Annotated in this window: 10 protein-coding genes and 2 pseudogenes; 4 read left to right on the top strand and 8 right to left on the bottom strand. The window is 60.6% G+C overall.

Annotation, left to right across the window (positions count from 1 at the left end):
* Nucleotides 1-12: 12 nt before the first annotated feature.
* From rbfA to rimP, 6 genes and pseudogenes are all read right to left on the bottom strand, one after another.
* Nucleotides 13-441 (bottom strand): 30S ribosome-binding factor RbfA, encoded by a 429-nt coding sequence (gene rbfA / locus AAID99_RS01150; RefSeq protein WP_188424804.1) that lies wholly within the window; start codon nucleotides 439-441, stop codon nucleotides 13-15.
* Nucleotides 438-2,591 (bottom strand): annotated as a pseudogene (gene infB / locus AAID99_RS01145) (translation initiation factor IF-2); the annotation flags it as partial. The pseudogene infB and the gene rbfA, both read right to left, overlap by 4 nt.
* 107 nt (nucleotides 2,592-2,698) lie before the next feature.
* Nucleotides 2,699-3,236: pseudogene (locus tag AAID99_RS01140) on the bottom strand (IF-2-associated domain-containing protein); the annotation flags it as partial.
* Nucleotides 3,233-3,823 (bottom strand): RNA-binding protein, encoded by a 591-nt coding sequence (locus AAID99_RS01135; protein ID WP_332364050.1) that lies wholly within the window; start codon nucleotides 3,821-3,823, stop codon nucleotides 3,233-3,235. The gene AAID99_RS01135 and the pseudogene AAID99_RS01140, both read right to left, overlap by 4 nt.
* Nucleotides 3,824-3,914: 91 nt before the next feature.
* Nucleotides 3,915-5,459, bottom strand: coding sequence for a transcription termination factor NusA (nusA, locus tag AAID99_RS01130; RefSeq protein WP_188424798.1), 1,545 nt, complete (start codon nucleotides 5,457-5,459; stop codon nucleotides 3,915-3,917).
* 67 nt (nucleotides 5,460-5,526) lie between these two features.
* Nucleotides 5,527-6,153, bottom strand: a complete 627-nt coding sequence (rimP, locus tag AAID99_RS01125; protein WP_188424796.1) for a ribosome maturation factor RimP — start codon at nucleotides 6,151-6,153, stop codon at nucleotides 5,527-5,529.
* Nucleotides 6,154-6,402: 249 nt separating this feature from the next.
* Here rimP and AAID99_RS01120 point away from each other — a divergent pair, with 249 nt between their 5' ends.
* The 4 genes from AAID99_RS01120 to AAID99_RS01105 all read left to right on the top strand — a co-directional run bounded on the left by AAID99_RS01120 (nucleotide 6,403) and on the right by AAID99_RS01105 (nucleotide 10,112).
* Nucleotides 6,403-7,044, top strand: coding sequence for a hypothetical protein (locus tag AAID99_RS01120; RefSeq protein WP_188424795.1), 642 nt, complete (start codon nucleotides 6,403-6,405; stop codon nucleotides 7,042-7,044).
* Nucleotides 7,041-8,309 carry an AAA family ATPase gene (locus AAID99_RS01115; protein ID WP_188424793.1) on the top strand — a complete coding sequence of 423 codons (1,269 nt, stop codon included), beginning with the start codon at nucleotides 7,041-7,043 and terminating at the stop codon, nucleotides 8,307-8,309. The genes AAID99_RS01120 and AAID99_RS01115 overlap by 4 nt, the downstream gene beginning before the upstream one ends.
* Nucleotides 8,310-8,330: 21 nt before the next feature.
* Nucleotides 8,331-9,284: a hypothetical protein gene (locus AAID99_RS01110; RefSeq protein WP_498492839.1), complete on the top strand. Its 954-nt coding sequence runs from the start codon at nucleotides 8,331-8,333 to the stop codon at nucleotides 9,282-9,284.
* Nucleotides 9,285-9,527: 243 nt separating this feature from the next.
* On the top strand, nucleotides 9,528-10,112 hold the full coding sequence (locus AAID99_RS01105) for a DUF7010 family protein (protein ID WP_188424788.1): 585 nt from the start codon (nucleotides 9,528-9,530) through the stop codon (nucleotides 10,110-10,112).
* Nucleotides 10,113-10,211: 99 nt separating this feature from the next.
* On the opposite strand, the gene AAID99_RS01100 is transcribed toward AAID99_RS01105, so the two are convergent.
* Nucleotides 10,212-11,660: an ABC transporter substrate-binding protein/permease gene (locus AAID99_RS01100; protein ID WP_229719527.1), complete on the bottom strand. Its 1,449-nt coding sequence runs from the start codon at nucleotides 11,658-11,660 to the stop codon at nucleotides 10,212-10,214.
* Nucleotides 11,661-11,830: 170 nt separating this feature from the next.
* Nucleotides 11,831-12,523 (bottom strand): amino acid ABC transporter ATP-binding protein, encoded by a 693-nt coding sequence (locus tag AAID99_RS01095; RefSeq protein WP_188425374.1) that lies wholly within the window; start codon nucleotides 12,521-12,523, stop codon nucleotides 11,831-11,833.
* Between the last annotated feature and the right edge of the window lie 54 nt (nucleotides 12,524-12,577).

Genomic DNA, 12,577 nt, shown 5'->3' with positions numbered 1-12,577 from the left:
GGGTCGCTCCGTTCAGTCTTTTGATTCGAGGTCGCGCTTGACCTCGGGTGTGCGCATGAGCGCGTCCATGTCCATTGCGTGTTCCAGAGCCGTATCGGGCTGGAAATGGATCTCTGGCACCATGCGCGAACGCAGTGTCTTGGACAGCCCTGTCCGCAGGAAAGGGGCGACACGCTTCAGCGCAGGAAGGATTTCCTCGACGTCACTCCGACCCAGACGGCATACGAACGCTGTGGCGTGACGGAAGTCGGGCGAAATACGCACCTCCGTCACCGTCACACGCACGTCGACCAGTTCAGGGTCGCGGAACTCAGTGCGCGCGAAAATCTCCGAGAGGACACGACGGACCTCTTCGGACATTCTCAACTGACGCTGCGACGGTCCGCCGGCGGCGTCGCCGGGGCCTGAGAACCCCGGAACCTTGGAACGCGATCCCCTCATGCAGGGATCACTTCCATCTCGAAGCACTCGACGACATCGCCTTCGCGCAGGTCGTTGTAACCGGCAAAGGACAGACCGCATTCGTAGTTGCGAGCCACTTCCTTGACGTCGTCCTTGAAGCGCTTGAGCTGGCTCAGATCGCCTTCATGGATCACCACGTTGTCACGCAGCAGACGCACGCCGCAGCCGCGCTTGACCACGCCCTCCGTGACATAGCAGCCCGCAACCTTGCCAACCTTGGTGATGTTGAACACCTGGCGGATCTCGGCGTAGCCCAGGAACTTCTCGCGATGCTTGGGCGCAACCTTGCCCTTGACCAGCTGCTCCACATCGTCGGTCACCTGATAGATGATCGAGTAGTAGCGGATATCCACGTCTTCACGCTGCGCCATCTCACGTGCCTGCGTCGTTGCACGCACGTTGAAGGCGACGATGATGGCGTTGGATGCCTTGGCAAGCTGGATGTCGCTTTCCGTGATCTGACCGACAGAAGCGTTCAGCACGCGGATGCGCACTTCCTCATGCTCGAGCTTGAGCACGGAAGCCTCGATCGCCTCGGCAGAACCCTGCACGTCAGCCTTGATGAGCAGAGCCACTTCCTTCTGCTCACCAGCCTGGATACGGGCCAGCATCTGGTCGAGTGTACCACGGGCTGCGGCACGACCAGCGGCCATCTTGTCACGCTGGCGACGCTGACGGAACTCGCAGATCTCGCGGGCACGGTTCTCGTTTTCGACAACCACGAACGGCTCGCCAGCACCCGGAACACCGGTGATGCCAAGCAGTTCGACCGGCATGGAGGGGCCAGCTTCCTTGAGCTGACGGCCCTTGTCGTCGAGCATGGCGCGCACGCGGCCCCACTCGGCGCCAGCCACCACGATATCGGAGCGGTTGAGCGTACCCTTCTGGACCAGCACAGTCGCCACCGGACCGCGACCACGGTCGAGACGGCTTTCGATGACGGACCCTTCGGCCACACGGTTCGGATTCGCCTTGAGGTCGAGCACTTCTGCCTGAAGCAGAATGGCTTCTTCCAGCTTGTCCAGACCCGTACGCTTCAGCGCCGAAACCTCGACATCCTGCACGTCACCGCCCAGGGCTTCGACCACGATCTCGTGGCTGAGGAGCGCCTGACGGACACGGTCGGGGTTTGCACCCGGCTTGTCGATCTTGTTGATGGCAACGATGATCGGCGCATCGGCAGCCTTGGCATGCTTGATGGCTTCAATCGTCTGCGGCATCACGCCGTCATCTGCCGCAACGACCAGAACGACCACGTCGGTGACAGAGGCACCACGGGCACGCATGGAGGTAAACGCTTCATGGCCTGGCGTATCAACGAAGGTGATCTTTGCACCGCTCGGTACCGTCACCTGATAGGCGCCGATATGCTGGGTGATGCCACCGGCTTCGCCAGCGGCCACATCGGTGGTGCGCAGCGCGTCGAGCAGCGAGGTCTTGCCGTGATCGACATGGCCCATGACCGTAACGACCGGAGCGCGGGGCTGCAGTTCGTCTTCGCGGTCGTCCACACCCTCGATGCCCAGCTCGACGTCGCTCTCGGCGACACGACGGACACGATGGCCGAACTCACTGATGACCAGCTCTGCCGTATCGGCATCGATCAGCTGGGTTGCGGTCGCCATGACGCCCATTTTCATGAGAGCCTTGACGACTTCAGCCTGACGCAGCGCCATACGGTTGGCCAGTTCGGCGACCGAGATGGACTCGGGCAGGATCACGTCACGCACAACGCGGACCTGATCGGCACGCAGACGCTCGAGTTCGGCCTGGCGACGCTCACGATCACGCTGACGACGAACCGAAGCGAGCGAACGCGTCTTGTCGTCATCGCCTTCAATGGCGGCACGCACGTCGATGCGGCCCGAACGACGCGAATCACCGCTCTTCTTGGGCGCCGCCGGTGCGCCACGACGCGGCGGCACTGCCGGAGCACGACGCGGGCCAGCGCGACGATCATCTTCCGTCTCGCCACCACGACGGAGGTGCAGCGTCTCGTTACGCGGTGCCGCAGCCGCTGCGGGGCTGGCGGCAGGGGCCGGCTTGGGTGTGACAGGGCGCGGGGCCATGACAGCACGCTCGGCCAGCGGACGCAGACGCTCCATTGGTGCAGCCAGCTGCACACCACCGGAGCGACGTGCCGTCTCGGCGGCATCGAGCGGGGCACGGCGAGCGGCTTCTTCGCGCTCACGCTCAGCTACACGCGCCTTGCGCTGCTCTTCAAGAGCTTCCTGCTTGGCACGATCTTCGGCTGCTGCCGCCATCTGGCGCTCATGCTCTTCCGCTTCGCGGGCCAGTTCGGCCTCACGCGCTGCAGCTTCGGCACGCGCCTCTTCTTCACGCTTTGCTTCTTCAGCTGCGGAGAGAATGCGGATCTTTTCTTCTTCAGCGCGAGCCGCTTCGCGAGCGGCTTCCTTGCGCTGCTCTTCGAGCACGCGCTGACGAATCGCGAGTTCAGCCGGCGTCAGGGCGCGACCAGCACCGGCGCGGCCGCCACGACCACCCGCTGCCCCGCGGCCATCCTTGCGCTCGTTTGTCTCGCGCTTCTTACGCACTTCGACCTGGACCACTTTCGAGCGGCCATGGCTGAAGCTCTGACGCACCGATCCTGCGTCTACCGTCCGCCCGAGTTCCATGCGCCCGCCCGGACGCAGGGACAGACGTCCCTTACCCTGGTCACCCTGAGCCTGGGCGCCCTGATCCTGGACATTCTGGCCCTCTGTCTGGCCGCCCTGAGCCTGAGTGCCCTGGTTCCGTTCGTTGCCTTCGCTCATATACCTGCCTGTTCCCGTGCGAGCCGCTCTGTCAGCGGCTCAGGAACCAACCCATCGGTCAGCCCCAAAAATCGTTCATGCTCAGCCATCAGACGCTGCGCGAGCGCCCCAGGCGCTATCACAACATAGACCGCATGTTCCCGTCCGAATGCCGTCGCAAGCATCTGGGCCGGTAACGTCAGCATCGGAAGTTTGTTGTTTCCCGATATCAGACGCCGCAACTCATCCGGGCTTCCGCCCGATCCCTGGATCACCAGACCAGCCTTGCCGCCGGCAATCCATTCGCGACACTTAACAAACCCACAGAGAGCCTGACCGGCCCGGCGCGCGAGACCGAGCCCCTGCACCAGCCGCGCTTCTATTCCTGAAACCAGTACCTGCGCAATATCCTCAGGTACCTTTACCGGCTGACGCGCTGCCCTTGAAAAGACATGACGCGTCCGCGCGGTTTCTAGCACATCCCGCTTGGCACTCAACCAGATTCCCCGCCCCGGCAGCTTCGCTGCCAGATCGGGAACCACCAGGCCATCGGGCGAGATGACGAAACGCAGCATGACATCGGGATTTCCACTCTCTCGAGTGACGATGCAGCGTCGCTGCGGGCCTTTCTCGTCATCCAGCTCGATCGGATCGAGATTGTTTGACGAGAGTATATCCTGCGCCCCTGTTTCGTGAAACTCAGACGTCGGAAGCCTCCCCTTCCTCGGGGGACTCGGCATCCGCTTCTCCATCGAACCAGTGAGCACGTGCCGCCATGATGATCTCATTAGCAGCGTCTTCATCGATATTGTCATCGCCGAGCATTTCGACAAGCTCGTCACCAGCAAGATCGGCCAGATCATCAAGGCTTTTCACGCCCTTCTCACCCAGCGTCACCAGCATGGCATTGGTAAACACGCCCAGCTCGGCAATTGAGTCTTCAACGCCGAGTCCGCGACGCTTGTCGTCCAGCTCCTGCTCCTTCTGCACGAGGAATTCCTCGGCGCGACGCATCAGCTCTTCGGCAACACTCTCATCGAAACCCTCGATGGCATGCAGCTCGTCGGGATCGGCGTAAGCCAGCTCTTCGATGGTGTGGAACCCTTCGGTCACCAACAGACCTGCGATCACGTCATCGACATCGAGCGCATCGACGAAGAGCTGTGTACGCTTGCGGAACTCTTCCTGACGACGCTCCGATTCTTCGGCCTCGGTAAGAATATCGATATCCCAGCGCGTCAACTGGCTTGCCAGGCGCACGTTCTGACCGCGACGACCGATGGCCAGCGAAAGCTGCTCGTTCGGCACGACGACTTCGACGCGACCAGCTTCCTCATCCATGACCACCTTGGTCACTTCGGCAGGTGCCAGAGCATTCACGACAAAAGTCGCAGCCTGCGGGCTCCAGGGGATGATATCAATCTTTTCGCCCTGCAGTTCGGCAACAACGGCCTGCACGCGCGAGCCGCGCATACCGACGCAGGCGCCGACAGGATCGATCGAAGCGTCCTTGGAGATGACGGCCATCTTGGCGCGCGAACCCGGATCACGGGCAACCGCCTTGATCTCGATGATGCCATCATAGATCTCGGGGACTTCCTGCGCGAACAGCTTGGCAAGGAAGGCCGGATGCGTGCGGCTCAGGAAGATCTGCGGGCCACGCGTCTCGTCGCGCACATCATAGATATAGGCACGCACGCGATCCGAGTTGCGGAACGACTCGCGGGGGATCAGCTCATCGCGACGCAGCAGAGCCTCGGTATGGCCGATCTCGACCATGAGGTTGCCGTATTCGGTGCGCTTGACGGTACCGTTGACGATCTCGCCTACGCGGTCCTTGAATTCGTTGTACTGCTTCTTGCGCTCATATTCGCGCACGCGCTGAACGATAACCTGCTTGGCAGTCTGGGCCGCAATGCGTCCGAAATCGATCGGCGGCAGCGGGTCGACCAGATGCTCGCCAATCTTGATCTCGGGCTGGAACTTCAGCGCGATGGCGTGAGGAATCTGCGTATCTTCATTCTCGACGGTCTCGACAACCTCGGTCCAGCGCGACAGGCGCACTTCACCGGAGCGACGGTCGATGGTCGCGCGAATGTCCTTTTCATGACCGTATTTCGCACGTCCGGCCTTCTGGATGGCCTGTTCCATCGCCTCCAGAACTTCTTCACGATCGATATTCTTTTCACGCGAAACAGCGTCTGCCACCAGAAGCAGCTCAGGACGGGTAACGGAGGTGTCCATCAGACGAAATCCTCAAATACGGAGCGCGAAACCGCGCGGAACGGCAGAAACGGAATAGGCGAAAAACTCAGTGCGTCTTGCGTCCGGGTCTGGAACCTTTACCCGGCTTGGCAGGGTTGAGCTTCGGCGTCTTGCGACGCGTGGCATCATCTTCTTCTGCCCCTTCGTCTTCCGACGCAATGCCCATCATGGCCGCACTGGCCTCGATCAGAGCATCGGTGAGCACCAGACGCGCCTTGCGGATGGTCTCGATCGGCAGGACAGCCTCTTCGCCATCATCCAGACGGATCACTGCGGCATTTTCACGCGTGCCGGTAATAATGCCGGAAAAACGCTTGCGGCCATTGAGCGGCAGATCGAGTTCGGCCTTGACGAGATGACCAGCAAAGCGGTCCCAATCCTTGAGGCGCGTCAGCGGACGATCAATGCCAGCGGAGGACACTTCAAGTGTCCAGGCGCCGGGGATCGGATCATCGACGTCGAGCACGGCACCAACGGCGTGGCTGATCTGCTCGCAATCCTCGATCCCGATCAGCGAGCCGTCAGCACGGTCGGCCATGATCTGGATGGTCGGGGTCTCACGCCCCAGGACGCTCAGACGCACGATCTCGTAGCCGAGATCGGTCAGAGTCGGCTCGATCTGCTGCGCGATACGCGCTTCAAGACCGTTCAGGCTGGGAATTTCATTAGCCAAGACAAAAAAGGCGGCCCGTCAAGGCCACCCCCCGATAAGACGAAAGATGAAAGGAATTACGTCTGTCTAGGCCAATCCAGCGCTCATTGCAAGACTCGTCCCATGCAGGCGCCGGATGGCCACGCCACATGAGTGACGCCACCTCTCCGGAGAAGCAGTCGCAGACCCAGGGCCTCGTAACTTTTGATTACACTCGCCATGTAACACCCCTCTTGCGGGGGAGGTTTCGATCCTGCCACAGTTGCATTGATGAACGATACGCCCGAGCCACAACTCAAACCGCTCACTCACGGCGATGATGGCGGACGCCATCAGCATGCCCACGAGCGCGGCAGCATGGTGCCCAAGCTCGTCATGGCTTCGGCTATCGTGATGGCGTGTATGGGCGGTGCTTACTGGCATAGCGCATCCTCAGGCTCAGCTGCCGGGCTTCAGCCTTCGCGTGCAGCGGGCCCCGTTGAAGCTGCCGAACCCCAGATACGGGCCGATGCCATCCATCTTGGGGCGCAGTTCGCGCTCATTGGAGCGGGGCAGGCTCCTGCGGCGCTCGCCCGGTCGGGTTTCGACGGCCAGCAGAAAACAGAGATTCTTGCCGCAGTGAAAAACCGGCGCATGCGGCTCGTCAGGATGCCGATTGCCCAGATTGCCGGGATACCGGGACAGACAGTGTCGATCACTTCAGGGGGCATAACGCAAAAACTGATGCTGAAACCCGAACTTCAGGCGGTTGTCCTGCCGATCTATCTTGCAGGTGAAGTCACAATCACCCCCATAACCCCACCCCCGGCAGGCGGTCTGCAAACGGGAATCCTGACCGCGCTCGGCCCCCAGGTTCTTCCCACTCTGGCCCGCCTTGACCAGCAGATCGTTCTGGACGTTATCGTACAATGAAAGCGCTGATGCCCGCCCTCAATCGCCTCATGCCCGTCATGATGGTGATCTTTCTCATCCTCGCCAGCATCCAGGCGGCCGTGTCGTTGCATCTTTCGGGCGGGATGCTGATTCACTTCCTTTCTTGGGCGCGTGACGCGTATCCTCCCATCGTCGGTCTGACCGCTCTCCTCACCATTTCCGGGCTTCTTTATGAAGTTCGTTCCGCAAAACTTGCCCGCAAGGGGCTCCGCCGTCGCAAAGGTTTCGTTATGGATATTCTGGCCCGCCTGACAAACCGCGTCGCCCTTGAGGATCTGCTCGCACAGGAGCAGAAAGAGGTCGCCATCAATGCAGAAGAGCTTGCGGCCGGCCTGAGGGCAAAAGTGGTCGGGCAGGACCAGGTCTGCGAGGATATCGCCCAGCAGCTTCGACGCAGGCTGGCGCTTACCGTCCGCAACAAACCCGTGGGTATCTTCCTTCTCGCAGGGCCGCCAGGCACTGGCAAAACCTACCTTGCCAAGCAGATTGCCCGTCAGATGGATCGCCCGCTCCTTCATTTCGATATGACGCAGATGTCGAGCCCTCACGCAGCCACCATGCTTTTCGGCTCGCCAAAGGGCTATGTCGGCTCGGACAGTTTCGGCAAGCTGACAGGCGGATTGCAGGAGAAGCCCGATGCGATCGTTCTTCTGGACGAGATCGAGAAAGCTCATCCTGACGTCTTCAAGAAATTCCTGACGGCGTGGAACGACGGTCACGTAACCGAGGCATCGACTGGCGCCCAGATTTCGACCACACGCGCCATCTTCATGCTGACGTCTAACATCGCGACCGAAGCCCTGACCGAGATCGCGGATCGCCTTCATGATGATGCTGATAAAATGCGCGCGGAATCGACTGAGGCCCTTCGCAAGGCCGGGTTTGCCCCTGAGGTGCTCAACCGCCTCGACCGGATCTTCGTATTCCGCCAATTGCGCGATCTCGATCTTGCCCGCGTTGCTGCCTTGGAAATCGAAGCAATGATCAAGGGCTATGGCCTCAACGTCGAGGCAGGCGGTATCGACGCCCATCTGCTCTTCCAGTTGATGCAGCGTCAGCAGAAGCTGGGCGCAGGCGCGTCCGCACGCGATCTTGTCCGCTCGATCGAGGATATGGTGAGCGAAAGCCTGATTCTTGCACGACAGAACAACGCCAAGCTCGTGCGCCTTGTCATGGAAAGCGATGGCGTCAAGGCCGAGATCGCGGATGATTCCGCATCCCTCAATGCGCGTCTAGCACCCTGAGCCCAGGCGGGATTATCACCAGTGTCAGCCTTTACCCGCCTCTGGCGCCGCGCTCCTGTCTGGCGTTCCATGATCTACCTCATGGTCTTCTTCACGATCATGAGCCTGTTTTTCCCAATGCCGTGGATGCTGTCACACGCTCCTTGGCTGCAGCGCATACCCGGAATGCAACGCCCGGGCGCACCGAGTGCGAGCTCTGCTGATAATCAGCCCGCCGCTCCGGGATCGGGCGCACCAGCACCGGATGCCCCGGTTGATAACACCAATCGTCTGATAACACCTGACATCACGACAGCACTTACCGGCACGATCCCATTTGGCGGACACACCCTGCCCTTGCCTGCTGGTGTGTGGCATCCGGTGCTGACGGGGCAGTTCGGCCCGGGCGGCCTTATGCTGATCAATATACTGGTACGGACCGATCGGGGCGTTGTCACCGGAGTTATGATTGCCCGCACGGCAACCGAGCAGCTTCCCCTGGATGTCGTTCAGGCTGCCACGTCCCATTGCCATGACGACCGGAATTACGCCTCCCATATCTACTCCGACCGCCCGGATGGCCGGAACGAATGCGCCTTTGTCGCCAATGCCGTAATGGGGCCAAATGGCGCAATTTCGTCTGACGAGTTGATCCAGATCGCCTTCAAGCGCCTGAGTGCCCTTGGCTTCCCGATGCCTTCACTGTTTGTCGTCGCCAACTGGATACTGAGCAGCGGTGCAACCGATGCCACCAAGGGAAGCTCTGCCGTCACCTATCTGCTTGCTCCAACAAAGCCGGGCACGGTCCAGCTTCTGGCGCCTCTTCCTTATTGGGATAAGGCCGCGCTCGCTCAAGTCCCTGCGGCTGATGAGTTTATCCGCAAGACGGATCGCTGGCTGGCGCGCTGGGTCCCTCTCCTTCGCCAGAGCATGATGCGCGATGTCGGCAATATGGCGGTCTCCCCGGATCTGGCGCGCGACCCTTCGGCCCCCTGAGATCATCCCCCGGCTCTTCGAGGGGCTGGAGGTCCCCTCAGCTTTCCTGATCTCTTGAGCCTATCCTTTTTTTGCCTGCCGGGATTCGTCCCAGCGGCACAGAAGGGCGGTCAGGACCGGCAGACCGCAGCCTGTATGATCGGGATATTGTGATCCTTTCTCCCTCGTTTTCGTAGCGAAACGCTCTTCGACGCCGTCGTCCTGAGAGGCAGAATGCTCTCCTTGCAGCGCGGGGAACATGCCATGTCGAACGAATCAGAGAGACCTCTTTCCGCGTTGCGCAGGGAGTATCTGCAAGGATGCACGACGGCCATGCCGGTTGCGGGGCTGATTTCATGGGCAACGCTTGCGGTGGCGAGCTTTCTCATGGGGGCGAGACTGCCTCTGATCGCCGTGTTTTTCGTCCCGTCAATCCCGGTGCCCCTTGCCCTTCTCATCGACAGAATGCGTGGGAATACCGGACTCAAGCCAGACAATCGGCATAATCCAATTCTGCAGCTCTTCATGCGCTTCATAACCGTCACAGGGCTGTTGATCCCCTTTGTCATCCTGGCAGCCCGTGCGGCACATAACCCTGCCTTGCTCGTGCTGGGCCTTGCCATTCTGTCCGGGATGGTATGGGTCCCCCATGGCTGGGGCGCCGATGACAGGGCTGGATTCATTCACTTCATCCTGCGCACTGTCCTTTGCTACCTCGCCTACCTCTTTACACCATCCGGGTTGCAGGTCTGTGCAATCGCCGCAGCAACAGCTGCAAGCTATCTCTATGCCATCGCCGCAATGAAAAAGCCGGAGGAAGCCACACACTCTGCCGACTCGGTTTTCTGATGCCGACAAGCAGGGGGACCACGGAACAGAGGCCCCTCTGACAAGAGCCCGGCACCGCAATCAGGGTACTTTTTACGTGCCCTTTTGTAACAGAATTTCCTAGTGATGCCCCGAGCGCATCAGGCTGCGTCCCAGCCTGCGCTCGACATGACGGGCAAAACGGACGAAAGGCAGACCGAGAAGCAGATAAGCGCCTCCGATCAGAAGACCTGTGCCGATATAGTCATAATAGGTCGAGGAAAGCCGGATATAGGTCTTCGTCAGTTCGGTAAGCGTGATCACGCTCACAAGCGACGAATCCTTCAGGAGCGCGATGAAGTCATTGGTCATCACCGGCAGAACCGTGCGGAAAGCCTGAGGAATAATGACCAGACGTAACGCCTGACGATGCGTCATGTTGAGCGCGATGGCTGCTTCCATCTGGCCACGCGGCACGGAAGACAGGCCCGCCCTGTAATTCTCGGCCTCATACGCAGCGTAATTCAGCCCCAGCGCCAGCACACCGGCGAAAAAAGGCGAGAGCTTGATGCCCATTCCTGGCAGGCCATAGAAGATGAACAGGATCTGGATCAGAAGCGGCGTTCCGCGCACGATCTCGATATAAAGCCCGGTGATCCAGCGCAGCCAGCCGGGACCATAATGACGCCCAAGCGCCAGCGCCAACCCGAGACTCACGGCAATAACCATCGACAGCGCCGAGACGACAAGCGTCAGGATCGCGGCCTCGCCAATATCGGGCAGGAAGCCGATATAGCGCTTCAACTGGCCAAGCCAGCCCGTCTGGGCACGCATGGCATTTCGGTAGCGCAGCCACTCATCCGGCTTCACGTCGCGCTGAACATGGTCGCCCGTCATCTCTGCCATTTCCGGCGTCCAGAGATTCCAGCGTGCCAGCAGGATCTGCAATGTCCCGTCCTGCATCATCGCACCGAGAGCGCGATCAACCTCGTCGTGAAGCGCGGTACTGCCCTGTTTGAAGGCGATGCCATAACGGGTCTGGCCCACAGGCGGGCCGACAATCTCAAGGTCGTCGGTGATGCCAGCGTAATAGAGCGCGATCGGCCCATCGAGCAGAAGGGCATCGAGCCTGCCATTACGCAGATCCGAAAAAGCGTAGGTCTCTTCCTCATAGGAGCGCACGGTGATGCTGGCTTCGCGCTGAAGCAGACGCTCCGCCAAAGTCTCCTTGATGGTCCCGACCACATGGCCACGCAGAGCCGCAAAACTGTTCAGATCCATTCGGTCGCGCCGCACCACGATGCGATCACCCGTAACGTAATAGGGGCGTGAAAACAGAGCGGCCTGAAGGTGATCGGGCGTCATTTCGATGCCATCGACCACCATCTGATACATGCCGCGTTGCAGCCCGGGGATCAGACCATCCCAGTCATTCTGCACGAAGCGGGCTTTGCGATGCAGGCGACGCGCAATCTCCTGCACCATGTCATATTCGAACCCTTCCAGATGGTTCAGATCTGCAGGATCATGAAAAACATACGGCACATTGGCTTCGCCGTCCGATGCCCAGCTCAACTCGGGCAGCCCCACATCCCTGCTTGGGGCACTCGCGGACGGCGCAGGTGCGGCGGCATCCGGCGCTGCGACGGCTCCCACAGGGGAAAAGAGGCAAAGAACAACGAGACTGAGCGCAAAAACAGCACGCGGGACAAGGCCCGAGGCGCGCTGTCGCGCAGCAGCTCCGGCAGACAGGCGGAAAGTCACAGCAGCGTCCTCAGGAAACGACGTGTTCTGGGATCCTGCGGATTTGCAAAAAGCACATCCGGGTCGCCACTCTCAACGATATGGCCAGCCTCGACATAAAGAACGCGATCCGATGCCGCGCGGGCAAAACGCATGTCGTGGGTCACGACGATCTGGGTCATGCCCTCGTCATCGAGACGGCGCATGACCTGTAGCACCTCTTCCGCCAGCTCAGGATCGAGCGCGGAAGTTGGCTCGTCATAAAGCATCACTGCCGGCTTCATGGCCAGGGCGCGTGCAATGGCCGCACGCTGCTGCTGACCACCTGAGAGAGTCGAGGGGTATCGGTCTGCCATCCCTTCAAGCCCGACCTTGGCCAGAAGCGCCCGTGCCAGCGGTTCGACTTCCGGCTGCGACAGCCCCTTCACCGAACGGGGCGCCACCATCACGTTATCCAGCACCGTGCGATGGGCAAAAAGATTGAAAGACTGAAACACCATGCCGACATGCGCACGCAGCGCATGGGCGCGCCGCTCCTGGGCACGATTCCAGCCATGGCCGGTCTGTTTGGTGATTTCGACGTCTTCGATGCGAAGCACGCCGGAATCCGGAATTTCCAGAAAATTGAGGCAGCGGAGAAAGGTCGATTTCCCACAGCCCGAAGGGCCGATGATCGAGACCAGCTCCCCTCGCTCAACGCAAAGCGACATGTCGTGAAGCACGACATGTCGCCCAAAGCTTTTGGTGATGTTTCTGGCGTCGAG

Source organism: Asaia sp. Ae19-3 (assembly GCF_059801175.1).
This window is presented reverse-complemented; position numbering and strand designations above follow the sequence as displayed.

Bases quoted from the DNA above. Each gene is read 5' to 3' on its own strand.
- AAID99_RS01095 (WP_188425374.1), bottom strand. From the start codon at position 12,523: ATGTCGCTTTGCGTTGAGCGAGGGGAGCTGGTCTCGATCATCGGCCCT.
- AAID99_RS01120 (WP_188424795.1), top strand. From the start codon at position 6,403: ATGAACGATACGCCCGAGCCACAACTCAAACCGCTCACTCACGGCGAT.
- AAID99_RS01115 (WP_188424793.1), top strand. From the start codon at position 7,041: ATGAAAGCGCTGATGCCCGCCCTCAATCGCCTCATGCCCGTCATGATG.
- rbfA (WP_188424804.1), bottom strand. From the start codon at position 441: ATGAGGGGATCGCGTTCCAAGGTTCCGGGGTTCTCAGGCCCCGGCGAC.
- AAID99_RS01105 (WP_188424788.1), top strand. From the start codon at position 9,528: ATGTCGAACGAATCAGAGAGACCTCTTTCCGCGTTGCGCAGGGAGTAT.
- nusA (WP_188424798.1), bottom strand. From the start codon at position 5,459: ATGGACACCTCCGTTACCCGTCCTGAGCTGCTTCTGGTGGCAGACGCT.